Below are 22,799 nucleotides of genomic sequence, written 5' to 3' on the forward strand. Positions count from 1 at the left end.
AGAAGCCTCGCCGGTTCACCGCACCAGCACGTTGCGGAACTGCCAGGGATCCGAGGTGTCGATGTCTTCCGGGAACAGGCCGGGCCGGTCCGACAGCGGGGTCCAGTCGGTGTAGAAACCCTTCACCGGGCCGAGATACGGCCGCTGGATTTCGAGGCAGCGGTGGAAATCCATCTCATCGGCTTCGACGATGCCGGCGGTCGGATTTTCCAGCGCCCACACCATGCCGGCGAGCACGGCTGAAGTCACCTGCATGCCGGTGGCGTTCTGGTAGGGGGCAATCTCACGGGTCTCCTCGATCGAGAGCTGCGAACCGTACCAATAGGCGTTCCTGGCGTGGCCGTAGAGCAGCACGCCGAGCTCGTCGATGCCGTCCTCGATCTCGTTCTCGTCCAGGATGTGCCACTTCTGCTGCATCTGGCCGGTCGCCCCAAAGATTTCGTGCAACGAGAGCACGGCGTCGTTGGCGGGGTGATAGGCGTAATGGCAGGTCGGGCGATAGATCACCTTGGCGCCGTCGCGCACCGTGAAATAATCCGCGATCGAGATCGACTCGTTGTGGGTGACGAGGAAGCCGTATTGCGCGCCCGGCGTCGGGCACCAGGAGCGCACGCGGGTGTTGGCGCCGGGCTGCAGAAGATAGATCGCGGCGCCGCAGCCTTCAGTGTGCTGGCGGCCGTTGTCCGGCATCCATTTTTCATGCGTGCCCCAGCCGAGTTCGGCCGGCTGCATGCCTTCGGAGACAAAGCCCTCCACCGACCAGGTGTTGACGAACACGTCCATCGGCTTCGGCTTCTTCGAGCGTTGGGTATCGCGCTCGGCGATATGGATGCCCTTGACGCCGAGCTTGTGGGCAAGCTGGCCCCAGCCTTCCCGGCTCTTCGGCTCGTTGAATTCGATCTTGGTGTCGCGGGCGATGTCGAGCAGCGCCTGCTTGACGAACCACGACACCATGCCGGGATTGGCGCCGCAGGTTGAAACGGCGGTCGGCCCGCCCGGGGTCTTGCGCTTGGCTGCCAGCAGCGTCTCGCGCAGCGCGTAGTTCGAGCGCTTTTCGGGGCCGATGTTCTTGTCGAAATAGAAGCCGAGCCATGGCTCGACCACGGTGTCGATATAGAGCGCGCCGATCTCCCGGCACATGGTCATGATATCGACCGAGGAGGTGTCGACCGAGAGGTTGACGCAAAAGCCCTGGCCGCCGCCGGCGGTCAACAACGGCACCAGCACCTCGCGGTAATTGTCGCGGGTGATGCCCTGCTTGATGAAGCGCACGCCATGCTGCCTGGCGATCTCGCCGTCCTCATGCGGATCGATGATCACGAAGCGCGATTTGTCGTAATCGAAATGCCGCTCGATCAAAGGCAGCGTGCCTTTGCCGATCGAGCCGAAGCCGATCATGACAATGGGGCCGGAAATTTTCGCGTGGATTGGCGCGGACGGGCTCATGAATATCTCCAGAAGATTAAGGCTGGCTGCGGCGTTATAGCGTTTTCAAGCGAAGTGGATACCGGTTCGCGTGAAGAAAACGCGTCAAACAAAAGACTGGGGGATCAGGCGGAACGTCGCTTGGCGGTCACTTCGATCTCGACCTTCATCTCGGGCTTGTAGAGACCCGCGACCACCAGCAGCGTGGCGGCCGGGCGGATGTCGCCGAGAACTTCGCCGCAGACCGCGAAATGGGCGTCCGCGTCCTTGGCGTCGGTGATGTAGTAGGTCGCGCGGACGATATCGGCCATCGCGAAACCGCCTTCTTTCAGGGCGGCCTCGATGGTCTTGAAGCAGTTGCGTGACTGGCTCGTGACATCATCCGGCATCGTCATGGTGGTGTAGTCGTAGCCGGTGGTGCCGGCCACAAAGGCGAAATCGCCGTCGATGACGGCGCGGCTGTAGCCCGCGGTCTTCTCGAACGGCGAGCCAGTGGAAATCAGGCGGCGGGGCATCAGGACCTCGGTTTCATAGCGTTTTCGAGCGAAGTGGGTACCGGTTCGCGTGAAGAAAACGCATCAAATACAAAAGCTTTCCGCGGTGTTTAGGGGCATTTCCCGGCTACACGCAAGCGTTCGCTGTATCAGCGTGAGCGCTCTGTCACGTCGGAGGCCGGAGGCGTGGCAGCGCCCCAGCGGCGCACAAAAATGTCCCTGACGATCATGACCGAGATCAGGATCATCAGGATGGTCGTGATGAAGCCGCTCAGGCGCGGGCGCGCAGCATCGCGCGGTTGAGGGAGGCTCTCCGACATCGCGCGCGCCTTACGCCGCGTGCGGCACGATTTGGAGTGCCTTCCTCGCCCGGACGGCCTTCCGCTCCGCCTTGGGCTTGAGCAACAATGCGCCGGTCGGGGCGATCATGCCCCAAGCGCTATCGAGCGCGCCTTCGCAGAGCTCGAGGCCGAGCAGGCGGTCGCGCTCGAACGGGCCGGGCAGCGACAGCTCGCCGGTCTTGAGACCAGAGAAGCCGAAGCGGGCGTAGTAGGGCGCATCGCCGAGCAGGATCACTGCGCCATGGCCGCGCGCCTTGGCGACAGCCAGCGCGTGGTTCATCAGTGCAGCGCCGACGCCGAGGCCGCGGCAGGTCGCGTCGACCGCCAGCGGCCCCAGCATCAGCGCCGGCTTGCCCCCCGCGCTGACGTGCCACAACCGCACGGTTCCGACCAACCGGCCTTGCCCCTCCTGGCGCACGACCGAGAGGGCAAGGCCTTCGGCGGGCGCGCGTCCGTCGCGCAGGCGCTGGCAGGTGCGCGCATGGCGATTGTCGCCAAAGCAGGCATCCAGCAGCGCTTCACGCGCAACGACGTCTGAAGCTCGCTCCGCACGGATCGCGAACGGAGCGGCGTCAGGGATGAGGGCAACGGTGGTGTTCCGCAAAGCAGTCATGGCACGTCAGTCCTCACTGCCAACGGCGATCACGCCGCGGCAGCGTTGTCAGAAAATTCGCAAATGAAGGGGTGGGAGCCGGCATGCCGGCTCCCGGTTAGTCGAGCCTCAAAAGAGGCAGCTTAGATGTGGTAGGTCCGCAGCGGCGGGATGCCGTTGAACGCCACCGCCGAGTAAGTCGACGTATAGGCCCCGGTGCCTTCGATCAGCAGCTTGTCGCCGATCTCGAGCGTCACCGGGAGCGGATACGGCATCTTCTCGTACAACACGTCGGCGCTGTCGCAGGTCGGACCCGCGAGCACGCACGGCGTCATGTCCGCCCCGTCATGCGGGGTGCGGATGGCGTAGCGGATCGACTCGTCCATCGTCTCGGCGAGACCGCCGAACTTGCCGATGTCGAGATACACCCAGCGCACCTCGTCCTCGTCGCTCTTCCTGGAGATCAGGACGACTTCGGTCTCGATGATGCCGGCATTGCCGACCATGCCGCGTCCCGGCTCGATGATGGTCTCCGGGATCTGGTTGCCGAAATGCTTGCGCAGCGCACGGAAGATCGACCGGCCGTATTGTACGACCGGAGGAACGTCCTTGAGGTACTTGGTCGGGAATCCGCCGCCCATGTTGACCATGGTGAGGTTGATCCCGCGCTCGGCGCAGTCACGGAACACCGTCGAGGCCATCGACAGGGCACGATCCCACGCCTTCACCTTGCGCTGCTGCGAGCCGACATGGAACGAGATGCCGCACGGCTCCAGGCCCAGACGCTTGGCGAGGTCGAGCACCTCGACCGCCATCTCCGGGTCGCAGCCGAACTTGCGCGACAGCGGCCACTCGGCGCCTGCGCAGTCATAGAGAATGCGGCAGAACACCTTGGCGCCGGGGGCGGCACGGGCGACCTTCTCGACCTCGGCGGCGCAGTCGACCGCGAACAGGCGAATGCCGAGCGCGAAGGCACGCGCGATGTCGCGCTCCTTCTTGATCGTATTGCCATAGGAGATGCGGTCGGGCGTCGCACCGGCAGCCAGCGCCATTTCGATTTCGGCGACGGTTGCGGTGTCGAAGCACGAGCCCATCGAGGCCAGCAGCGACAGCACCTCTGGCGCAGGATTAGCCTTCACCGCGTAGAACACGCGGCTGTCCGGCAACGCCTTGGCGAAGGTCTGGTAGTTGTCACGCACGACTTCGAGGTCGACCACGAGGCAAGGCTCGGTGTCCTGGCCCTCGCTGCGGCGGTTGCGCAGGAATTCCTGAATACGTTCGGTCATAGCACTCTCCCAAACGGCCCAGCGACGGGGATCCGTTCAAAAAATGATGTCGGATAAGAGCGCTCCGGCCACATCACGCTTTGGAGGCGCAACGAAGCCAAAAGACTCAAACCAGACTGTGCTGCCGTGGATTGGTTGGGAAATTTCCCGCCCGCACACCTGGCAATGAAGGACAAGCCTTTTCAGTAGCCCGCGCCGGCGTTGGAATGCCGGTAGAGACCAAAAAAGCCCGATCCGTCGTTGCTTTAAGTCGCGTCCCCCGTTGAGAGCGGGGTGCGCCGGTTCGCCTCCGGCTGCCAGTCACGGTTGCAAAGGATGCAGAGACCTTCAACGGCATCTCTTGAGAGAGATGCTGGCCTCTCAAGACGTCGACCTGTTCGGTCCTGGACTTGAGCGACCCTCGGTTCTTCATCCCTTGGCGGCTGTCCGGCCTCTTGTCCGGATACCTACCGACTGACACACGACCACAGGCACGTGCGAAATTGGGCAAAACGGGAAATAGTTCTTTTGAGTCCGCTTCGCAACATTTTTTTTAGGCTGTGCGCAAATTTCCCTAACGCGAGCTTGCAATGCCGCGCTCGGGCCGCGCTGAACATGAACAGGCGTTAAGACTTCTGAACAAAGCGTAAGTGCTTTGGCGCCTGTGCCGCAGCGGTTTCTCGCTCGCTCGCTGCAAGCGCGCTTCGTGCGGGCGCGCGTCAGGCACGTTTTGTGCGGGCGCGTCAGGCGCGCTTTGTGAACGGCTCGACGCGCTGGGCGGCGCGGATGAACGCCACCATGATGAGGACGCCGATCGCAAACAACGCCGCCTGCAGGATGTGCGCGCCGGTGTCGTTGAGCCCGAACAGAATCGCGAGCGCCCAGCCGCCGGCAAACGCCGCGCCGAACACCTCCGCACCGATCAGGATCGCCGCCGAGATGACGGTGACGACGCTCGGCCAGACGATCTCGTTCTTGCCGGTGGATGAAGACTGTGGGCTCATGGATCAGGTCCTGTTCAGGGGCCGCAATCTCTCCGAAAAGTGCCCGTGTATCAAGCACAAAAGGCCCAAAAATGCCGTATCGCGTGATATAGATTGGGCCATCTTTCAAAGCGTTTTCGAGCGAAGTGGGTACCGGTTCGCATAGCAATCAAGTTTACGCAGATTGCGTAGACTTATCTGCGGTAGAAAATGCGTCAAAAACAAGCCTGGAGCCCGAAAGGGCTCCAGTGGCGAAAAACGGGAATTGCGATGTCAGAAACCCAGCAAACGGCAGTCACCAATCCGCTTCTGAAAGCATGGCAGACGCCGTTCGAGGCGCCGCCCTTTGCCGAGATCGTCCCTGAGCATTTCATGCCCGCCTTTGAGCAGGCCTTTGCCGATCACGCCGCCGAGATCGCGGCGATCACCCACGATCCCTCCACGCCCGACTTCGCCAACACCATCACCGCGCTGGAGCGCTCGGGAAAGCTGCTCTCCAAGGTCTCGGCGGTGTTCTACGACCTGGTCTCGGCGAACTCCAATCCGGCGATCCTGGAGATCGACAAGGAGGTCTCCCTGCGGATGGCGCGGCACTGGAATCCGATCATGATGAATGCGGTGCTGTTCGGCCGCATCGCGATGCTGCACGAGAAGCGCGCCAGCCTCGGGCTGTCAGGTGAGGAGATGCGGCTGCTGGAGCGGACCTATACCCGCTTCCACCGCGCCGGCGCCGGCCTCGACGAGGCCGCAAAAACCCGGATGGCCGAGATCAACGAGCGGCTGGCGCATCTCGGCACCGCGTTCAGCCACCATCTGCTCGGCGACGAGCAGGACTGGTTCATGGAGCTCGGCGAGGACGACCGCGCCGGGCTGTCCGACAGTTTTGTGGCGGGTGCAAAGGCCGCCGCGGAAGAGCGTGGCATGGCCGGCAAGGCGATCATGACGCTGTCGCGGTCGTTCGTGGAGCCGTTCCTGAAGAACTCGACCCGCCGCGACCTGCGTGAAAAGGTCTTCAAGGCGTTTACGGCGCGCGGCGACAACGGCAATGCCAACGACAACAACGAGGCCATCGTGGAGATCCTCAGCCTCCGCGAGGAGAGTGCCAAAATCCTGGGCTTTGCGACCTACGCCGCCTATCGGCTGGAGGATTCCATGGCCAAGACGCCGGAGGCGGTGCGGGGCCTGCTGGAGCGGGTCTGGAAGCCGGCCCGCGCCCGGGCGCTGGCCGACCGGGACGCGCTGCAGGCGCTGGTCACGGAGGAGGGCGGCAATTTCGCGCTGGCGCCGTGGGACTGGCGCTACTACGCCGAAAAACTGCGGCAGGCACGCGCCAATTTCGACGATGCCGCCATAAAACCCTATCTGGTGCTTGACCACATGATCGAGGCCGCGTTCGACTGCGCCACCCGGCTGTTCGGTATCACCTTCGCCGAGCGCAAGGACGTTCCGACCTGGCATCCGGACGTCCGGGTCTGGGAGGTGAAGGACGCCAACGGCCAGCACAAGGCGCTGTTCTATGGCGACTACTTCGCCCGGTCCTCAAAACGCTCGGGCGCCTGGATGACCTCGCTGCGCGACCAGCAGAAGCTCGACGGCGCGATCGCGCCTTTGATCATCAATGTCTGCAATTTCGCCAAGGGCGCCGACGGCGTGCCGTCGCTTTTGTCGCCGGACGACGCCCGCACCCTGTTCCACGAGTTCGGCCACGGCCTGCACGGCATGCTGTCTGATGTGACCTATCCCTCGCTATCGGGCACCTCCGTCTTCACCGATTTCGTCGAGCTGCCCTCGCAGCTTTACGAGCACTGGCAGGAGCAGCCGCAGGTGCTGCGGAAGTTCGCAAAACATTACGAGACCGGTGAACCGCTGCCGGACGATCTCCTGAACCGCTTCCTCGCCGCGCGCAAATTCAACCAGGGTTTTGCCACCGTGGAATTCGTGTCCTCGGCGCTGATCGATCTCGAATTCCACACCCAGCCGGCCGCCGCCAGCCGCGACGTGCGGACGTTCGAAAAGGCCGAGCTGGAAAAAATCGGCATGCCCGCGGAAATCGCGCTGCGGCACCGGCCGACCCAGTTCGGCCACATCTTCTCCGGCGACCATTATGCTTCCGGCTATTACAGCTACATGTGGTCGGAAGTGATGGACGCCGACGCCTTCGGCGCCTTCGAGGAGGCCGGCGACATCTTCGATCCCGCTGTCGCAAAACGCCTGCACGACGATATCTATTCGTCCGGCGGCTCGCGCGACCCCGAGGACGCCTATGTCGCGTTCCGCGGCCGGGAGCCCGAGCCCGACGCGCTGCTGCGGCGCCGGGGGCTTCTGGAAACGCCCGAGGCGGCCTGAGGTGAAGGCCGCCTTACGCTGGGGGCTCGGGCTGCTGGTTTCCGGCGGCGTCGCGCTTTGCGCCGCGACGGCGGAGGCGCATCCGCATGTCTGGATCACGGCTAAGAGCGAGTTGATCTACGCGCCCGACGGCACCGTCACCGGCGTCCGCCACGCCTGGACTTTTGACGACATGTTCTCGACCTATGCCCTGCAGGGCATCGAGGCCAAGGTCAAAGGCGCCTACAGCCGCGAGGAACTCGCATCGCTGGCGCAGACCAATGTCGAGTCGCTGAAGGAATTCCGCTTCTTCACCTTCGCCAAGGCCGACGGCAAGAAGGAGAATTTTCTGGAGCCGGTGGACTACTTCCTCGAATTCAAGGACTCAGCTCTGACGCTGCATTTTACGCTGCCGGTGAAGACGCCGTTCAAGGCAAAGCAGCTCGTGCTCGAAGTGTTCGATCCCGAGTTCTTCATCGACTTCAAATATGCCGACCAGGACCCGATCAAACTGGTCGGCGCACCCGCCGACTGCAAGACGCAGTTCCAGCGGCCCAATGACGGCACCGCCGGCGCACAAAAGCTCGGCGAGCAGAATTTCATGGGCGGCGCCGGCTCGACCTACGGCATGATGTTCGCCAACAAGATCACCGTGGATTGCCCGTGACGCCAAACCCCCGATCGAACGCCGCGCGCCATCTCTGGCTTGGCGTGGCGGTACTTGCCGCCGTCGTGCTGTTCGACGGCGCGCTGCACGACCTGCTGGCACAAAATCCGTTCGGCGGCCCGCGGGCGGGCGCCGCCGCCGAGCCGCAGGTCGGCGGCTTCGTCGGATGGCTGCTGGCAAAGCAGGCGGAATTCTATCGCGAGATATCGGCGACCATCCGCGCCGCGAAATCCGACGGCTCGGCGGTCTGGACGCTGCTTGCGATCTCGTTTGCGTATGGCATCTTTCACGCCGCCGGCCCCGGCCACGGCAAGGCGGTGATCTCGTCCTATCTGGTCGCCAACCAGGAGACCGCGCGGCGCGGCATCGTGTTGTCGTTTGCCTCGGCGCTGCTGCAGTCGCTGGTCGCAGTGGTGGTGGTCGGGATCTGCGCCTGGCTTCTCAACGCCACCGCCAAGACCATGTGCGGGGCGGAGAAGGGAATCGAGATCGCAAGCTACGCCCTGATCGCCGCGTTCGGCGCCCGGCTGGTCTGGACCAAGGGCGGCGGCTTTATGCGCGCGCTGCAGGCGCCGCGACCGGCGCCCGCTTTGGCCCTGGTGCATCACCATCACGATCACGGCCATCACCATCATCACGGCCATGATCATCATGACCACGACCATGACGAGCATTGCGGCCACTCCCATGGCCCGACGCCGGACCAACTCGCCGGTCCCGGCGGTTGGCGGCGCGGCCTCGGCACGATCTTCGCCGTGGGCTTGCGGCCCTGTTCGGGCGCGATCCTGGTGCTGGTGTTCGCGCTGGCGCAGGGCCTGTTCTGGGCCGGCATCGCCGCGACCTTCGTGATGGGGCTCGGCACTGCGATCACGGTCGCGACCATCGCCACTGTCGCGGTGTCCGCACGCGGCCTGGCGCAGCGCCTCAGCGCCGGCCGCGACGGCGGCGGCACCTTGGTTATGCGCGGGATCGAATTCGGCGCCGCCGGACTGGTGCTGCTGTTCGGGCTCGGCCTGCTGTTCGGCTATCTCGCGGCCGAGCGGGTGACGTGTTTGTAGTCTGGGCGCGAACCCATAAATTCAGGGCGGTCGGGGGACGTCCGTTTTGGCGCGCATTCCGGACTCAAGTCGGACATGGGGTGAGGTCCGACAAGTGCCGATAGTGTTGCGAAAGTCTTTTTGCGGTAGGGAACTCAAATTCTCCGAGCCGTAGGCGCGACGATCGAATAATAATGTGGGGGACTACGTCGCCGTGCGCCAAACTCACAGGCGATTCCGCTAACGGGTTTGAGGCTGCATTGGTCGGCGATTGTCGCTTGTTTCGTCCTTTGGCGGATATTCCGCCGCAGGACTGTTTGGGACTTTTGCAACACTATCTGCCAAAAGCGGACAAAACGAAAGAGACCGCCCCCTTAGCGCTCTCAGGCCGCGCTCAATTGTGCGGCGGGCAAACGCGCGTCGAGTCTTGCTCGGAAATCTGCAGCTCAGGATCCGTGAATCGCACGAAATTTGCGACTTCATCATGCTCTTTTGGATAACGAATTGAGGGCGGGATCACGCTGTCCCAATATGCTGCCGCTTTGCGGGAATCCCATCCCGCTGTGCCGCAAAATTGAGCGAGCGCGGTCGCCGAGATAAAACCCGAAGCGTGCAGGCCATACCAGCAATGGACGTACATCGCCCCCTTATCCTGAGTGATGATGTCATGCAGTTTGACGAAGACCTGTTTCAAGGCCACACGGTTGTCCCACTTGTGATAGTCATATTGCAGCGAATTGGCGCCGCAACTGACATTCTCGGTTCCATTCCATCCGGTTCGATACGCGTACACCGCTTGCGAAAAGCCGGCTTTGCATAGCGCCTGGAGAGATTGATTTTGAAGCGGCCGCCGTGGTCCATCGACGCTCGCGCGCGGGCCTTCCGTGCCGCCGCGATAAAGGACTCCGGGCATGACAACTCGGAAGTGCGTGAGTCCTACACCGCCCCCAACCGGGAAAAGCTTCTCTTTCGTCATGTCGGCGTCTTCCGTTCCTGCGGGCTGCGCAAGGGCGCCAACGCCGACTGACAAACCCAAAAACAGCACTGAAAAAAATCTGGCGATTTTGCACATTGCGTTTCCTCACGTTAATTGGGTGGGCAATTGCACGCTGCTGTGACCGCGGAGATCGTCGTCAACCGACTTCAAAGAAGATTCTTCGGTTCGTTGAATTAGGATCGCTGTCGCATTGAGCACTCTGCGCCTACGAACGGGAAACATCTGTGAAGGTGATCACAAACTGCCAATCGAAATTTGCCGATAGCGGATTTGTGCGGTCGATCGAGAAGGCGGTTACGTATCTATCGCACAGCCGTAAGCGTCACTTCGACTGAACTTTGTTTGGCAAGGCAACCAGTCAGCGTCACTCGTCGCGGAAATTTCCGCGAGCAAGTTCAAGATAAGCCTTGGCGACGGGTGCCGTTGCATTGTGGAACGCGTCGGCGTCCTTTTCGACGACGGCGCGGTAGTGAGCGGCTTCGGCCTGGCGTCCGTGCGCCAGACCCAGCACATTGGCGTCGTAACGCGCGATATCATCCAACCAGGCGATATCGCTGCTTTTTTCGCTCGAATAAGGCAGGTCGATGAGTGACACGTGCTTTTCGCGAATCCAGAACAGGCCGGCACCGGGAAGGTCGACAAGGTCATAGGCAGAGCCATCCAGGCCTGGCCAGAATGTCCGGCGAACCTCGTTCAGCCATTCATGAACCGGTGGCTGAGCCCGGTAGTTGGCAATCGCAGGCTTGCCGTACTGCTTCAACTCGACGATGCGCCGGGATTTCTGCTGTTCGACCAGGACCCAGATGCGCAGCTGATCGACGCTCCCGCCACGTTCTTCGGGCCGGATTGCCAGATCGATGACTTTCTCAGCGGGAAACAGCCGCTCGATCGTCGAGCGGGCAATCTTCGCGTGGTACGGCTCGATCTTTCCCTTTCTGAATACGAATCCGTGTTTTGAAGAGTTTTTCTCGACATACCGTGTCGCCATGTCGTCATAGTCGGAGACCGGCATAGCCAGCAGCGATCGCATCTCTTTTGGCGGATCCAACTCTTTGCCCGCGATGCCCGCAAGATAGCTTATTTCCAGCGGACGCTTCTTGATTTTCCCGCTTATAGACTTCGAAGCTATCAGGTAGCGAATTATGTCTAGTACGAACGGTCCGCGGCCGGCATCGTCAAAGTCGATGTCGGCATATCTCATCTGTCGTGATCCGCCCACCTGTTTTAGAGGCAGAACCGAGAAATTGCCCATGTGCGGGTCGCCGCTTACTATCCCTTCGAACGGAAGATATTGCTTCAAGCTGCTTAGATCCGCCCGATGTTTCATGTAGGTCCAATAGTGGGGCGTATTGCTGCGGATCAGTTGCGAAAGGTTCTTGGACACTTCGACCTGATCGAATTGACCGCTCGTCGCGTTCGTACCCATAGCCTGGTTCCAACGTTTTTTCTCGCTGGCGGTCTCACAAGCACATCTTACTTCAAGTGACCGCTGCCAAAGTGTTAGAGGTCACAACTCTGCGCTTTCAGAGGTTGAGCCGAAAAGTGTGTCTGAAGATCCAGATCAAGCTTCAGTCGGCCTTGTAGGCAGGTTTGATGCAGCTTCGTCGCAAGATCCTTCAGATTCTTGCGGACTGCCGCATAATCATTGGCGGTGAAAACCAATTCTCGAACGAAGAATTCTCTGGTTTCCGCAGAATCGGCAATACCGTCAAAACGTAGAACGAGGCGATAGGTCCCTGGATCGATGTGTGCAATACGATCAGCTAAGCCCGTTTGCTTTGCGATATTATCTTTGGCGACGCCGCAGTCATTATCCTTCAGGAGCATCTTCTTGACTTGAACGGCTCCAACCCGCGCAGCCTCCTCGGGAGTTAAGCTCTTGCTCGACTTCAGTTTGGCGCTGCCGTCCTGGTTCAGATCGTTGGCATCGAGATAGTAATAGGTCTGGAGATCGTGAATATTGCCGAAGCGGTCCTGCTGGTTCATAAGGGTGTCGATCACGATCAGGTCCGCAGCATCTTTGAGTTGTACCATCTTCTGAAAATTTTCGGTCGTGAAGTTTCGTCCCACGAGCGTACTAATGTCCGAGTTGCGGGCCAGCATTCCGATGATCGGGTTCCCGTTGCGAAAGTTCTGCGCGCGCGCAACATTGGTTGCACCACCATTGAAGAACTCTTTGTAGAACTCTTCTTTCGTAGGGTTCTCGCTGAGCGCGCCATACGATTGGGCAAAATCGTCGGTGAGCAAGAAATCCCGTCTGTTGGCTTCGGCGCCGGCCGTCAACTGCGCCATCAGGCCTGCCCAGGTTTGATGAATAAGAGTGCCCGATTTGGTCTGGTCCAAGGCCTTGTGACCGAGAGCAATGTGATTTTTCAGATCGAACGTGCGTAGAACTGTCGGCGGAACGTTACCGATACCGCCAAGCATACGCGACATGTGATAATAGCCCAGGATGGAAGGCGTATAGCTGCAGCTCGTGCTGAGCTTATATTTGGCGATCTTTTTGGCGCCTGATGTCTCGCAACGCGCCGCGACGTCGTCACGGGCGACACCTTGAGGAAGCGAATAAAAATCGAGACCCGGGTTCGTGCTGTTTAGTTTCGGACAAACTGCGGCGTTCGAATTCCCGTCTATATTGCAGAGCCTGGTCTCGACCTCGATATCCTTGTCGGAATATTCGCCACCTGCGAAATGCTTGGGAATTACGCAGACCTCGGCATTTCTGCCTGCTACCGGGAGATCCACGATCTTCTCACCGCGTTGAAGGTGGGCTGATAAAGTGGCATGGGCGACCGACGGACCGAGGAACACCCCCGACAAGAGCAGAAGCTGGGTCAGACGAACCACTCTCCTCATAAGTCTTCTCCGGAAGAATAGTCACGTCTCCGCAGTGCAGGCCCGCAGGGCTTTATGATTAGTCGCCGGTTAAAAGGGTCGCTGACGATTTCGTAGGCGCAGCGGTAACCGGCAACTGATTTGCGCGGGCGTCCTAACGCATATTAGAGCACCACGTAGACGGAGAACCTATTGTGAGCTGGATCACGCAATACGGAAAAAACTTTTGACCGTCCGTGACCACCCCAGGTCAAAAGCAAACATGGACGCGTCAAGGAATGGGTCCCTCCGCTCTTCGTGGTTGATCTAGACCGAAGTTTGCTCGTGTCGTCAGGAGAGACTTGAGTCAGTGCAGTGGGTTAGGGTGGGAATGATCCTGTGATTGTGTCCATGTAAGGGGATTCCCAAATCGGCGAGGATATGATTCGATTCGGGCATGTTCATCGAGATGGTGCCCAATCGAGACTCTCCGCCTGCGGTGTTGCTGCGGGAGAGTTATCGCGACGAGCAAGGCCGTTCGCAGAAGCGGACGTTGGCCAATCTCAGCAAGCTGCCGCGTGATATGATCGATACGTTGAAGGCGGTGCTGAAGGGCGGAACGGTCATCGGCACTGGTCCGCAGGAACTGGAAGTCGAGCGCTCATTGCCGCACGGCCATGTTGCGGCGGCGCTTGGAATGATCCGCAAGATTGGCCTCGACCGGTTGATTCTGGGTGCGGCGAAGGATCCGGCCTCGCGACGCTGCTGCGATCTCGTTGTCGCCATGGTGGTTGATCGGTTGATTGCGCCACGATCGAAGCTGGGCTTTGTCCGCGCGATCGATGAGGAGACGGCGGTATCGAGTCTGGGCGCGGTCTTGCACCTTGGCCGGGTCAAGGAGCGGGAGGCCTATGAGGCGCTGGATTGGCTGCTCGAACGTCAGGGCCGCGTCGAAAATGGCTTGGCGCGGCGGCATCTCGAAGACGGCGTGCTGGTCCTCTATGACGTCAGCTCATCTTACTTCGAGGGCCGCTGCTGCCCGCTGGCGCGCTATGGCCACAGCCGGGATCACCGCAAGGACCGGCCGCAAATTGTCTATGGGCTGCTCTGCACACGCGAGGGACTGCCGATCGCCGTGGAGGTGTTCGACGGCAACACCGCGGATCCCTCAACCTTGAGCGCGCAGATCGAGAAGGTGAAGGATCGCTTCAGGATCAGTCGTCTGGTGCTGGTCGGAGATCGCGGCATGATCACCTCGGCCCGCATTCGCGACGAACTTAGGCCCGCGAATCTCGATTGGATCACCTGCCTGCGTGCACCGGCGGTGCAGGCGCTGGCCGCGGAAAATGGGCCGTTACAGCTGTCGTTGTTCGATGATCGCGATCTCGCCGAAATCAGCGCGCCGGACATGTTCCCAGGCGAACGGCTGATCGCGTGCCGCAATCACGACCTCGCCGCCGAACGGGCGCGCAAGCGTGAGGACTTGTTAGCAGTGACTGAACGCGAACTGGCCCGGATCGAAGCCAAGGTCCGGCGCAGGAACGCTCCCTTGCGTGACGCTGCCGAAATAGGTCTGGCGGTCGGCGCGGTTCTTAACAAAAGAAAGATGGCCAAGCACTTCGTCGTTACGATCCGCGATGGTCATCTCTCCTGGCATAGACGGCTCGATCAGATCGAGGCAGAGGCGCGCCTCGACGGCATCTATGTGATCCGAACCAGCATGCCTGCCGAGCATCTGAATGCCGCAGAAGCAGTTCAGGCCTACAAGGATCTCTCGCACGTCGAACGGGCATTCCGATCCCTGAAGAGCGTCGATCTGGAAATCCGGCCGATCCGTCATTGGACCGCGGACAGGGTGCGGGCTCATGTCTTCCTGTGCATGCTCGCCTACCATGTCGAGTGGCTCCTACGGGAGGCCCTAGCGCCGCTGTTGTTCCACGACACCGATCTGGCAGCAGCCAAAGCGGAGCGAACTTCTCCAGTTGCGGCCACCGCACCGTCAGACGTCGTCAAGGTCAAGAAGACAACCAGGCGATCGGCAGACGGTCAGCGCGTCATGAGCTTCGGTGACCTCATTGCGCATCTCGGAACACTCGCTCGCAACACCATGCACGTGCCCGCGCGCCCCAAGCACCGCTTTACCCTTCACTCCAAACCAACCGCCCTCCAGGAGGCGGCCTTCGATCTGCTCGGGCTCAATCCCGTTCGTGTCCAGTAACCGAGTAGCCTCGCGGACGAATGATCAAACCGCATCAGATACTTATGCGATTCATGGGTGAAAACTTCGGTCTAGATCAAGGAATGTCCGTTCGTGGTCAATCGCGTCATTTGGAGCGTCGGCCGGCTACTTCCGGTCTTCCCCCGGAAACGGACATGAGGACGCCCGCTACAGATCGAAATTAGTCGGCAGCATCACCACGTCGCGAATTGTCATGCCGCGTGGCCGCGTCAACATGAACGTGACCACATCAGCCACTTCGCTGGCCTCCAGCAGACTCCCCGACGCCCTGGCTTCCTTCAGCTTCTCAGGCGGCCAGTCCGCGAGCAGGGCGCTGATGACAGGGCCGGGTGAGATTGAGCCCACGCGAATGCCATGCTTGAAGACTTGGCGCCGCACCGTCTGGACAAAGCAGTTGATCGCCCATTTGGACGACGCATAGACCGGCTCCCATGGCGTCGGAAAATGGGCCGCCAGGGAACTCGTGACGATGATGTCGCCGGTCCGACGCTCGATCATGTGAGGCAGCACGTCGTGCACATTCTTCATCACGACGTTGACATTCAAGTTCAGCATCCGGTCGATAGCCCCGGTGTCGGTATCGACCAGGTCGCCGCCGACATAGGTACCCGCATTTGCATGCAGGATGTCGAGTTGGCCTGCCTTCTCCAGGACTCTCGGCAGCAGCGTGGCGCAGTCCTTTGGATCGAGCAGGTCGATGACCAGCGGGATCACTGCGTCGCCGTGCTTGTTGCAGAGCGTCTTCAGCGCTGCCGCGTCGCGGTCGACCATCACCACGCGCGCGCCTGCAGCCAACATCGCCTCGGTACTGGCCAATCCGATGCCCGACGCGGCCCCGGTCACGGCGGCAACCTTGCCTTCCAATTCTCTCGTCATAGGGTCTCCACCTTGCCGGGATCACCACGCGCCGCAGTATAGCAATCCCAAGCGCGGTATGTCGGGGATCAAGGACGGCCTTGGCGCCCGGCATCCGCGGTCGCCTCTCGCCTGATCAACGCAGCAGGAAAGCGCGGGAGGTTCGGTTCCACCTCGTGGAAGACGAATAGGATGTCCTGAGGCGCGAGGTGTAGGCGCTCGCCGAACAGTCTGACCGCTTCGTCCGCAATGGTGGCGGCGGTTCCTGTCGGCCTCCCGCTGGAGATGACTACCTCAACGACCATGAACCGATCGGTTCTGTCCGTTGCGTAGTCGGGGAAGCGGGGATCTACCAGAAGGTCATCCTGGTCGGCCTCAAGAAAGCGGTGAAAGCGGTCGGCTCGGTGATAGCCGGCGGCCACCTGGGCTTCTAACATTGCCTCCGACAAGCGGGACTTGTCGGCCGCGCTGAGGCCGCGCCGGACGGTGAAGGTTACAAACGGCATCTCCAGTCTCCACGGTTTAGGATGTACCAATTGCGTTGATGCGCTGAGTGCGCGCACGCCTTGGCCGCCATCCTGCCGATCCTCGATACAGTCACATCCGCTGAGTGCGCAAACTACTTCACCAATGCCGGATATGACCAAGCCTGATCTCATCCCGCTCTAATAAGAGGCGCGCAGCGCGGCGATCCACCCTGCGCACCCCTTCAGCGCAGACTCACGAGAGGAGAGTGGCTCCGAAGCCAATCTCGACCCTCATCAATTTGGAGACAGGGCAACCGGCCTTTGCTTTTGCGGCGATTGACTGGAACGCGACCTGGTCGATGCCCGGTATCTTCGCGGTGACGGTGAGATGGACCGAGGTGATGGAAAAGCCATCGCCGTCCTTGTCGATGACGACTTCTGATTTGCTGTCGACCTGCTCCGGCACGAAGTTCGCCATGCCGAGTAGTCTGACGAACGACATGGTGAAACAGGCGGCGTGAGCCGCCCCAAGCAGCTCCTCCGGATTGGTGCCCGGCTTTTCACCGTAGCGGCTGAAGAACGTGTAGGGATAGGTTTCCAGTGCGCGGCTCTCGGTCGAGACCGAGCCCTTGCCTTCACGCAGGCCGCCGTTCCAAGCGGCAGATCCAAAACGTTTCATGGCTCCTTGCTTCCTTTCGTGTTGTGCATGTGCTGGGCTCGTCAGGCTTGCTGTCCTGCGGCTTCGAGGATCAGCCGCGTGATTTCGTCCGGATGGGAGATCAGCGAGAGATGGCTGGCCTTCACCTCGATGGTCTTGGCGCCCATCCGCTTGGCCATGAAGCGCTCAAGGTCCGGGTTGATCGTGCGATCTTCCGTTGATACCGCATAGTAGCTCGGCTTCGATCGCCAGGCCGCGTGCGTGGTCTTGCCGGTGAGCAGAGCCTTTTGGAACGGCTCCTGCACGGCGTAGAGCACCCTGGCCTTGGCTTCCGGCAGGTCGCCGGCAAAATCGCGAAGGAAAGCCTTCTCGGAAAGGCGTCCTTCATCGCCGTCGAACACGATCCCGGCCGTCGCCGGCGGCGTCGGATAGGTCTTCGCCAGCGCCGTGTAGTCCTCGCCCGCATCTGGCGCGCGTGCCGCTACATAGACGAGCGCGGAGACGTTCGGATGCACCCCGGCCTCCGTGACGATCATCCCGGAGAAGGAATGACCCACCAGCACCGTCGGGCCATCCTGCCGCGCCAGCACACGCTCGGCCGAAGCCACCGCCTCCGGCAGCGTCGTCAGCGGATTTTGCACGGCCGTGGCGTTGAGCCCCGCTGCCTGCAATCGCGCGATCACCTCCGACCAGCACGAGCCGTCGGCGAACAGCCCGTGCACAAGCACGACGTTGCGCGCCTTCACCGGAGTTGAGTTTGCGGCCATGCCACGTGTGGAGATCAACGAGGCTGCCGCACCAGCAAGCAGGGCCGTCGAGAAACTGCGTCTATTCATCATCACGATTCTCTTCCTTCATCGTCAGGGTTAAGTTGGGAGTGTCTCGCTGCGTGGCGCGGGCGCCGAGGTATGGTGCCGCACGCCGGGATGTTGATCTGTTGTCGTCATTCACCACCTTTCTGCCGCCGCTGATGCGAGCGCCCCCGCTCGTTCACGATTGGAGCAGCGCGTCGACCTCCGGCGAACGCACGACGGTGCCGTCACGCACGAAGGCTTCGTGGTTGTCGTTGATGGCGTCGCGGTCGTAGAGGTAGTTCACCATGATGCCGAAGGATTCCTGGATGCCGCGTGGCGCGCTGTTTCCGAGCCAATTGATCCGTTCGAGCCGCGCGCCATTGCCGAGGTGAAAACGCGCCACGGGGTCGACGCGTATCGATGGCGGCCGCGTCAGATAGCGGGCGCAAAGCCGCAGCAACGGGGCGCGCAGCTTCTCGCTCTGCGTTGGGTCATTCCACCAATCGCCGCTCTCGAGTTGTGGCAACAGCGCGGCGTCGGGGTCGCTTCCATTCGCAAGCCGTGGACCGAGCCAGCGCCGAAACCCCGGCACCGGCGACAGGGTGGAAAAACGCTTCAGCTGCGGAAACTCTGCCTTGAGCTCCTCGACCACCTGTTTGATCAGGAGATTGCCGAACGCTACGCCGCGCAGGCCGTCCTGACAGTTGGAGATCGAATAGAAAATCGCGGTGTCGGCGCGCGCAGCTTGCGCCCGTGCGGCCTCCTCATCCGTCTCCCGTGCGAGCAGCGGCGGCATGGCTGTGGCCAACCCCTGCACCAATGCGACTTCGACGAAGATCAGCGGCTCGCCGGGAAGCGCGGGATGGAAGAATGCGAAGCAGCGGCGGTCGGGCGCAAGGCGCCGCCGCAGATCGTCCCAGCCCTTGATCTCATGCACGGCCTCATAGGCGATCAGCTTCTCCAGCACCGCGGCCGGCGTCTGCCAGTCGAGGCGCTTCAACTCGATGAAGCCGCGGTTGAACCACGAGGCGAACAGATGCTTGAGGTCGGCGTCGAGCAGCTTCAGTTCCGGTTCGCCCCGCAGCCATGAAGCAATTTCACTGCGCATCGCCATCAGCGCGCCGGTGCCTCCGGGTGCCATGTTGATTCGCCGCAGCAATTCCTGGCGGGGCGGATCGGCGGCCCGTGCGAGAGCGGCCGCGGCTTCCGCCGTGCCGTCGGCGAGATAGCGCTCCGCCGCCGCGCACAGCGCCGCTCTGTCGGGCTGGAACTCCGTGGCGAGATAGCGCTGGAAGCCGTGTCGATCGCTGGCGTCGAGAGCGCGCAGCACCTCGTGCAATTGCCGCGCGAGCAGCGCTCCCGACGCCTCACTGCGTTCGGACAGCAGCGTTGCTGTGAGCTGCTTCGCGCGGTCGAGAGGCGTCAGTTTCGGGTTGGACAGGACGCTGGAAGTCAGGCTGATCGGGGTCATCGCTATCTCCTTCTCAAGTGTGAGTGACGATGGCGCGGCGAAATTTCGCCGGCGGCACGTAGAGTCCGCCTGACGCCGTCACGAGGTCGTCGATGGTTTGCGCCGCGAGCCAGTCGCGGGTTGCGCTGTTGACATCGATGCCGAGGTCAGAGGGGAGCATCACGATGCCGCGGCGGCGCAGGCTGTCGCTTGTTTCGGGCGACTGTCGCCTGCCGAACTCAGTATCGCCGGCGACGGCGCGCAATGCGGCCTCGCGCTGCAGCGGCGACCGGCAGCGCAAAAGGTTGGCCACGCCACGTTCGGTGACGACATGGGTGACGTCGTCGCCATGGATCATCACCGGCGGTAGCGCAAAACCGGCCGAGGCTGCGAGGTCGAACGCGTCCAGCCGTTCGACAAAGCTCGGTGTGCCATTCGGCTGATGGGTCTGGACCATCTGCACCACAAGCTTGCGTCCGCGCAGGCTTTCGCCGGCTTCCTGACCGGCGCGCAGCCAGGTCGGACTGTCGTGGCGGCGGCCACGCGGGTCGGCGCCCATATTCGGCGCACCGCCGAAGCCCGTGATCCGGCCCTTCGTGGCCGTGGAACTGTTGCCCTGCGGGTCGATCTGCAACGTGCCGCCGATGAAGAGGTCGCAGGCGTATTGTCCGGCGACCTGCGCGAGCGCGCGGTTGGACCGCAGATTACCGTCGGCGCCGACCGGGAAAATATCGGCGCGGCTCGAGACGTAGCGTTCCATGCCCAACTCGGAGCCGAAGCAATAGACGCTGTCGACGACGCCGGCTTCGATCGCGGGGATCAGGGTCGGGTGCGGGTTCAGCACGAAATGCCTGGCGATATTGCCCTTCAGTCCGCGCTGGGCGGCAAAGGTCGGCAGGATCAGTTCGATCGCCGCGGTCGCATAGCCGATGCCGTGATTGAGCCGCTGCACCTGATAGGGCTCGTAGACCGCGGCGATTGCCATCATCGCCATCAGCACGTTCTCGTTCCTGATCTTGGCGGGATCGCGCGTGAACAGCGGATCGATCAGATAGGGCTTCGGGCTCGGCACCACGACATCAACCCAGTCGCCGGGCACGTCGACCCGCGGCAGGCGGTCCACGATCTCATTGACCTGCGCGACTACGATGCCGCCGCGGAACGCCGCCGCCTCTATGATGGTCGGCGTATCCTCTGTGTTCGGGCCGGTATAGAGATTGCCGTCGCGGTCGGCCTTGTCGGCGACGACAAGTGCGACCTGCGGCGTCAGGTCCACCAGCATGCGCGCGTAGAGTTCGAGATAGGTGTGGATCGCGCCGATCCTGACCGCGTTCGCAGCGACGAGTTCGGCAAGCTTGCGGCTTTGCGGCCCCGCATAGGAGAAATCCAGGCGGTTCGCGATACCGCGCTCGAACACGGCGAGATGGTCGGGCAGCGCCAACACAGATTGCACCATGTGCAGATCGTGCACCCGCGCAGGATCCACCTTCGCCAGGGCTGCGGCGAGAAAATCCGCCTGCTTCTGATTGTCGCCTTCGATCGTCACGCGGTCGCCAGGCTCGATGATTGCTTCGAGCAACCGCGTCGCGCGGTCGGCGGGGCAGACTTTTCCGCTCGTCCCGCTGAGCGCGGCAGCCCGCGCGAGACGGGAGGCGTGATCTGCTCCGCGTCGTGACGTGCCTGACATGATGGGCCTCCTTCGCTCAATGCTGTCTTGATGCGAAAGGTAGGAGGCCCTCATTGATTATAGAAACGATATTCTATAATATGATTGATCTAAAAATAGGATCAATTGCATCTGGATTTCGAGCGTCTGTGCGAGGTGCCGAGCAGACCCCTGGCGAACACGACGTCAAGCCGTCCCGCAAGGAGCTGCTCAGGTCCTTTCGATGGCGGCGACGATGCGCTGGATGAGGCTGCGGGCGAAGGGGATCGCGAGATAAGCGGTGCTGGCCGCGATCGGCCAGCCGATGGCGAAGGCGGACCACCATCGCACCACAAAATCATTCCGTCAGCCGATATTGAAGAACGTCAACGCTCGCTCACGACAAAAGCGATAATGGCGGTGATCACGACTGGAAAGACAAATCTTGCTTTGCCTTCCATGCGTCTCGCGGAGCCTTTGCATTGAGGTATTGGGCAACAATCAAAATTGCCTCGCCAGTACTATCGCTTGTCTCTTTCCGGCGTCGATCATGTCGACCGCGCGGCCGTCCCAAGTGTGTTCGACGGTGAGAGTTACGACACTGCGGACGCCTATGAACCGCAGCCAAAATTCGACGTACCCGCTGAGATATTCGAAGCCTGGCTGTGAGACAGTTTTAAAGCCGGCCTCGTCGCTTTGTCCCCTGACATACACAACGAAAGCCTTATCGATGCTCAACGACGGTCCATAGAACTCTCCGTCGAACGTAAACAGCATGTTTCTTTGACAAGACAGATCAATCAGCTGCTTAAGTTTGTAAGGGACAGAGAAATTCCACATGGGCACGCCCAGAACGATGCGATCTGCCCGTTGGAAGCGTGACGCCAACTCTCTAATCTTTTCCCATGTTGCCGTCTCGACCGGCGTCATCGTTTCGCCGGATACGCCCTTGTATTTGGCATTGATTGCCTCCGCGTCGAATTCGGGAAGTCGCTCTTGCCAAATATCCAACCTATCAACTGTAACGTCACGGACGTGCTCCCCAAATTCCGAGAGGAATGCATTGACGATAGCGGTGGACGCAGATTTTTGCTTTCGCGGCGAGGTCACTATGTTCAAGAGATTCATTTTCGCTGGCCTTCTCACCTAGGGTTCTGCGTAGCGCTTATGAGGCCGGCGGGGGAGCACCCCCCGCCCGGCGTGGTGGTCAGGTCGTCCACTGCCAATCTGCCGGCAGCCAGCGGTAGCCGCTCGCCTCGCGTACTACGTGCCCGAAGCCAGGGAAGGGTAGATGGTAGCTACCGACCAGCGTCTTGTCGGCCGCTGCGCGGTCGAGGAAGGCCATGCGCGTCTTTGTTGCTTGTGGCACGTCCAGGTCGAACCCGAACGCCCACTCCGGATGCTGGAAGCCGATCGCCGTGTCGACTACGACGTCGCCGGTGAGGAGCATTTCTTCCCTGCCGGAACTGATATGCACCGACATGTGGCCTGGCGTGTGACCGGCGGTGTCGAAGGTGGTCACGCCCGGCGCCACCTCCGCTCCGGCCTTGATCAGGCGCAGGCGGGGGCTGGCCAATTTCAGATTCGCCTGGGTAACCAGCGGCTGCTGCTTGGCGGACACTTTGCCGACCAGATCGGGGGCGGACCTCGGTCTCGCTGGCGACGAATTCGGCCGAGGGAAACAGCAGCGACGCGTTCTTGCCGTCACTGATACCCCACAGGTGGTCGAAATGGCAGTGAGTGAACAGGAT

The 22,799-nt window shown here is 61.5% G+C and carries 22 protein-coding genes; 4 read left to right on the forward strand and 18 right to left on the reverse strand.

Annotated features, from left to right (window positions below; translation table 11 throughout):
- Positions 1–15: 15 nt before the first annotated feature.
- The 6 genes from V1289_RS29990 to V1289_RS30015 form a co-directional block, all read right to left on the reverse strand.
- Positions 16–1,446: a homospermidine synthase gene (locus tag V1289_RS29990; RefSeq protein WP_334401267.1), complete on the reverse strand. Its 1,431-nt coding sequence runs from the start codon at positions 1,444–1,446 to the stop codon at positions 16–18.
- A 104-nt stretch (positions 1,447–1,550) separates the two neighbouring features.
- Entirely contained in the window at positions 1,551–1,940 is a 390-nt protein-coding gene (locus V1289_RS29995; RefSeq protein WP_334401269.1) for a RidA family protein, read from the reverse strand.
- A gap of 128 nt (positions 1,941–2,068) precedes the next feature.
- Complete coding sequence (locus V1289_RS30000) at positions 2,069–2,239, reverse strand: hypothetical protein (protein WP_334401271.1); 171 nt, start codon at positions 2,237–2,239, stop codon at positions 2,069–2,071.
- Between the two features lie 10 nt (positions 2,240–2,249).
- Positions 2,250–2,873, reverse strand: coding sequence for a GNAT family N-acetyltransferase (locus V1289_RS30005; RefSeq protein WP_334401273.1), 624 nt, complete (start codon positions 2,871–2,873; stop codon positions 2,250–2,252).
- Between the two features lie 122 nt (positions 2,874–2,995).
- Positions 2,996–4,138 (reverse strand): type III PLP-dependent enzyme, encoded by a 1,143-nt coding sequence (locus tag V1289_RS30010; RefSeq protein WP_334401275.1) that lies wholly within the window; start codon positions 4,136–4,138, stop codon positions 2,996–2,998.
- A 722-nt stretch (positions 4,139–4,860) separates the two neighbouring features.
- The gene (locus V1289_RS30015; RefSeq protein ID WP_074270880.1) at positions 4,861–5,121 is read right to left on the reverse strand and encodes a hypothetical protein; all 261 of its coding nucleotides are present in this window, start codon (positions 5,119–5,121) and stop codon (positions 4,861–4,863) included.
- A 249-nt stretch (positions 5,122–5,370) separates the two neighbouring features.
- Here V1289_RS30015 and V1289_RS30020 point away from each other — a divergent pair, with 249 nt between their 5' ends.
- The 3 genes from V1289_RS30020 to V1289_RS30030 are packed head-to-tail and all read left to right on the forward strand — an operon-like array spanning position 5,371 to position 9,150.
- Positions 5,371–7,446, forward strand: coding sequence for a M3 family metallopeptidase (locus V1289_RS30020; RefSeq protein WP_334401277.1), 2,076 nt, complete (start codon positions 5,371–5,373; stop codon positions 7,444–7,446).
- A 1-nt stretch (position 7,447) separates the two neighbouring features.
- Positions 7,448–8,092, forward strand: a complete 645-nt coding sequence (locus V1289_RS30025) for a DUF1007 family protein (protein ID WP_442896087.1) — start codon at positions 7,448–7,450, stop codon at positions 8,090–8,092.
- Positions 8,083–9,150, forward strand: coding sequence for a nickel/cobalt transporter (locus V1289_RS30030; RefSeq protein WP_442896088.1), 1,068 nt, complete (start codon positions 8,083–8,085; stop codon positions 9,148–9,150). Before V1289_RS30025 ends, V1289_RS30030 begins: the two co-directional genes overlap by 10 nt.
- Positions 9,151–9,523: 373 nt before the next feature.
- Here V1289_RS30030 and V1289_RS30035 read toward each other — a convergent pair whose 3' ends face one another.
- From V1289_RS30035 to V1289_RS30045, 3 genes are all read right to left on the reverse strand, one after another.
- Positions 9,524–10,201 carry a hypothetical protein gene (locus V1289_RS30035; RefSeq protein WP_334401279.1) on the reverse strand — a complete coding sequence of 226 codons (678 nt, stop codon included), beginning with the start codon at positions 10,199–10,201 and terminating at the stop codon, positions 9,524–9,526.
- Between the two features lie 289 nt (positions 10,202–10,490).
- A complete protein-coding gene (locus V1289_RS30040) occupies positions 10,491–11,552 on the reverse strand; it encodes a hypothetical protein (RefSeq protein WP_334401281.1) in 1,062 nt (353 codons plus the stop codon).
- Between the two features lie 74 nt (positions 11,553–11,626).
- Positions 11,627–12,982, reverse strand: coding sequence for a hypothetical protein (locus V1289_RS30045; protein WP_334401283.1), 1,356 nt, complete (start codon positions 12,980–12,982; stop codon positions 11,627–11,629).
- Positions 12,983–13,397: 415 nt separating this feature from the next.
- Here V1289_RS30045 and V1289_RS30050 point away from each other — a divergent pair, with 415 nt between their 5' ends.
- Positions 13,398–15,158 (forward strand): IS1634 family transposase, encoded by a 1,761-nt coding sequence (locus V1289_RS30050; protein WP_334395305.1) that lies wholly within the window; start codon positions 13,398–13,400, stop codon positions 15,156–15,158.
- A gap of 168 nt (positions 15,159–15,326) precedes the next feature.
- On the opposite strand, the gene V1289_RS30055 is transcribed toward V1289_RS30050, so the two are convergent.
- From V1289_RS30055 to V1289_RS30095, 9 genes are all read right to left on the reverse strand, one after another.
- Entirely contained in the window at positions 15,327–16,055 is a 729-nt protein-coding gene (locus V1289_RS30055; RefSeq protein ID WP_334401285.1) for an SDR family oxidoreductase, read from the reverse strand.
- 68 nt (positions 16,056–16,123) lie between these two features.
- The gene (locus tag V1289_RS30060; RefSeq protein WP_334401287.1) at positions 16,124–16,540 is read right to left on the reverse strand and encodes a tautomerase family protein; all 417 of its coding nucleotides are present in this window, start codon (positions 16,538–16,540) and stop codon (positions 16,124–16,126) included.
- A 214-nt stretch (positions 16,541–16,754) separates the two neighbouring features.
- Positions 16,755–17,180 (reverse strand): OsmC family protein, encoded by a 426-nt coding sequence (locus V1289_RS30065; RefSeq protein WP_334401290.1) that lies wholly within the window; start codon positions 17,178–17,180, stop codon positions 16,755–16,757.
- Between the two features lie 41 nt (positions 17,181–17,221).
- Entirely contained in the window at positions 17,222–18,001 is a 780-nt protein-coding gene (locus V1289_RS30070; RefSeq protein ID WP_334401292.1) for an alpha/beta fold hydrolase, read from the reverse strand.
- Between the two features lie 148 nt (positions 18,002–18,149).
- Positions 18,150–19,424, reverse strand: coding sequence for a malonyl-CoA decarboxylase (locus V1289_RS30075; protein ID WP_334401294.1), 1,275 nt, complete (start codon positions 19,422–19,424; stop codon positions 18,150–18,152).
- Positions 19,425–19,437: 13 nt separating this feature from the next.
- Positions 19,438–21,090, reverse strand: coding sequence for a malonate decarboxylase subunit alpha (gene mdcA, locus V1289_RS30080; RefSeq protein ID WP_334401296.1), 1,653 nt, complete (start codon positions 21,088–21,090; stop codon positions 19,438–19,440).
- A gap of 189 nt (positions 21,091–21,279) precedes the next feature.
- The gene (locus tag V1289_RS30085; RefSeq protein WP_334401298.1) at positions 21,280–21,399 is read right to left on the reverse strand and encodes a DUF2798 domain-containing protein; all 120 of its coding nucleotides are present in this window, start codon (positions 21,397–21,399) and stop codon (positions 21,280–21,282) included.
- Between the two features lie 150 nt (positions 21,400–21,549).
- Entirely contained in the window at positions 21,550–22,176 is a 627-nt protein-coding gene (locus V1289_RS30090) for an FMN-dependent NADH-azoreductase (protein WP_334401300.1), read from the reverse strand.
- Positions 22,177–22,255: 79 nt separating this feature from the next.
- Entirely contained in the window at positions 22,256–22,669 is a 414-nt protein-coding gene (locus V1289_RS30095) for an MBL fold metallo-hydrolase (protein WP_334401302.1), read from the reverse strand.
- Positions 22,670–22,799: the final 130 nt, after the last annotated feature.

Origin of the sequence: Bradyrhizobium sp. AZCC 2289, assembly GCF_036924615.1 — a bacterium.
Classification (GTDB): Bacteria; Pseudomonadota; Alphaproteobacteria; order Rhizobiales; family Xanthobacteraceae; genus Bradyrhizobium.

Coding starts and splice junctions, on each gene's coding strand:
- V1289_RS29990 (WP_334401267.1), bottom strand. CDS start 1,446: ATGAGCCCGTCCGCGCCAATCCACGCGAAAATTTCCGGCCCCATTGTC.
- V1289_RS29995 (WP_334401269.1), bottom strand. CDS start 1,940: ATGCCCCGCCGCCTGATTTCCACTGGCTCGCCGTTCGAGAAGACCGCG.
- V1289_RS30000 (WP_334401271.1), bottom strand. CDS start 2,239: ATGTCGGAGAGCCTCCCTCAACCGCGCGATGCTGCGCGCCCGCGCCTG.
- V1289_RS30005 (WP_334401273.1), bottom strand. CDS start 2,873: ATGACTGCTTTGCGGAACACCACCGTTGCCCTCATCCCTGACGCCGCT.
- V1289_RS30010 (WP_334401275.1), bottom strand. CDS start 4,138: ATGACCGAACGTATTCAGGAATTCCTGCGCAACCGCCGCAGCGAGGGC.
- V1289_RS30015 (WP_074270880.1), bottom strand. CDS start 5,121: ATGAGCCCACAGTCTTCATCCACCGGCAAGAACGAGATCGTCTGGCCG.
- V1289_RS30020 (WP_334401277.1), top strand. CDS start 5,371: ATGTCAGAAACCCAGCAAACGGCAGTCACCAATCCGCTTCTGAAAGCA.
- V1289_RS30035 (WP_334401279.1), bottom strand. CDS start 10,201: ATGTGCAAAATCGCCAGATTTTTTTCAGTGCTGTTTTTGGGTTTGTCA.
- V1289_RS30040 (WP_334401281.1), bottom strand. CDS start 11,552: ATGGGTACGAACGCGACGAGCGGTCAATTCGATCAGGTCGAAGTGTCC.
- V1289_RS30045 (WP_334401283.1), bottom strand. CDS start 12,982: ATGAGGAGAGTGGTTCGTCTGACCCAGCTTCTGCTCTTGTCGGGGGTG.
- V1289_RS30050 (WP_334395305.1), top strand. CDS start 13,398: ATGTTCATCGAGATGGTGCCCAATCGAGACTCTCCGCCTGCGGTGTTG.
- V1289_RS30055 (WP_334401285.1), bottom strand. CDS start 16,055: ATGACGAGAGAATTGGAAGGCAAGGTTGCCGCCGTGACCGGGGCCGCG.
- V1289_RS30060 (WP_334401287.1), bottom strand. CDS start 16,540: ATGCCGTTTGTAACCTTCACCGTCCGGCGCGGCCTCAGCGCGGCCGAC.
- V1289_RS30065 (WP_334401290.1), bottom strand. CDS start 17,180: ATGAAACGTTTTGGATCTGCCGCTTGGAACGGCGGCCTGCGTGAAGGC.
- V1289_RS30075 (WP_334401294.1), bottom strand. CDS start 19,424: ATGACCCCGATCAGCCTGACTTCCAGCGTCCTGTCCAACCCGAAACTG.
- mdcA (WP_334401296.1), bottom strand. CDS start 21,090: ATGTCAGGCACGTCACGACGCGGAGCAGATCACGCCTCCCGTCTCGCG.
- V1289_RS30090 (WP_334401300.1), bottom strand. CDS start 22,176: ATGAATCTCTTGAACATAGTGACCTCGCCGCGAAAGCAAAAATCTGCG.